Origin of the sequence: Pseudomonas sp. 1D4 (assembly GCF_001728925.1) — a bacterium.
Taxonomy (GTDB): Bacteria; Pseudomonadota; Gammaproteobacteria; order Pseudomonadales; family Pseudomonadaceae; genus Metapseudomonas; species Metapseudomonas otitidis.
Window position 1 is genome coordinate 1 of sequence record NZ_LXJQ01000121.1, and the last position, 1,185, is coordinate 1,185.

Consider the following 1,185-nt stretch of genomic DNA (forward strand, 5'->3'; position numbering starts at 1 on the left):
TTACTCGATGATCTTGGCAACAACACCGGCACCAACGGTACGGCCGCCTTCGCGAATCGCGAAGCGCAGGCCATCTTCCATGGCGATCGGGGCGATCAGGGTGACAATCATCTTGATGTTGTCGCCCGGCATTACCATTTCAACGCCTTCCGGCAGTTCGCAGTTGCCGGTCACGTCGGTGGTACGGAAGTAGAACTGCGGACGGTAGCCCTTGAAGAACGGGGTGTGACGACCACCTTCTTCCTTGGACAGCACGTACACTTCGCACTCGAATTTGGTGTGCGGCTTGATGGTGCCCGGCTTGGCCAGAACCTGGCCACGCTCCACGTCTTCACGCTTGGTGCCGCGCAGCAGCACGCCAACGTTCTCACCAGCACGACCTTCGTCGAGCAGCTTGCGGAACATTTCAACGCCGGTGCAGGTGGTCTTGGTGGTCGCCTTGATACCGACGATTTCCACTTCTTCCTGGACCTTGACGATGCCACGCTCTACACGGCCGGTTACTACAGTGCCGCGACCGGAGATGGAGAATACGTCTTCGATCGGCATCAGGAACGGCTGATCGATTGCACGAACCGGCTCAGGGATGTAGGAGTCCAGGGTTTCTACCAGCTTACGCACAGCAGAAACACCGATCTCGTTATCGTCTTGACCATTCAGAGCCATCAGCGCGGAACCGATGACGATCGGGGTGTCATCGCCCGGGAAGTCGTAGGTGTTCAGCAGATCGCGAACTTCCATTTCGACCAGCTCGAGCAGCTCGGCGTCGTCAACCATGTCGGCCTTGTTCAGGAACACGACGATGTAAGGAACACCCACCTGACGGGACAGCAGGATGTGCTCGCGAGTCTGCGGCATGGGGCCGTCAGCTGCGGAGCAAACCAGGATCGCGCCGTCCATCTGGGCAGCACCGGTGATCATGTTCTTCACGTAGTCAGCGTGACCGGGGCAGTCAACGTGAGCGTAGTGACGCACAGGCGAATCATATTCAACGTGGGAAGTGTTGATGGTGATACCGCGAGCCTTCTCTTCCGGCGCGTTGTCGATCTGGTCGAACGCACGAGCAGAACCACCCCAGGTTTCGGAGCAGACCTTGGTCAGAGCAGCAGTCAGAGTGGTCTTGCCATGGTCAACGTGACCAATGGTGCCGACGTTGACGTGCGGTTTGTTACGTTCGAATTTTTC

Annotated in this window: 1 protein-coding gene; it reads right to left on the minus strand. The window is 58.0% G+C overall.

All coding sequences use genetic code 11. From position 1 onward, the window contains the following. The coding region (gene tuf / locus A7D27_RS26825) for an elongation factor Tu (protein ID WP_069566678.1) at positions 1-1,185 on the minus strand (1,185 nt) is incomplete at its 5' end.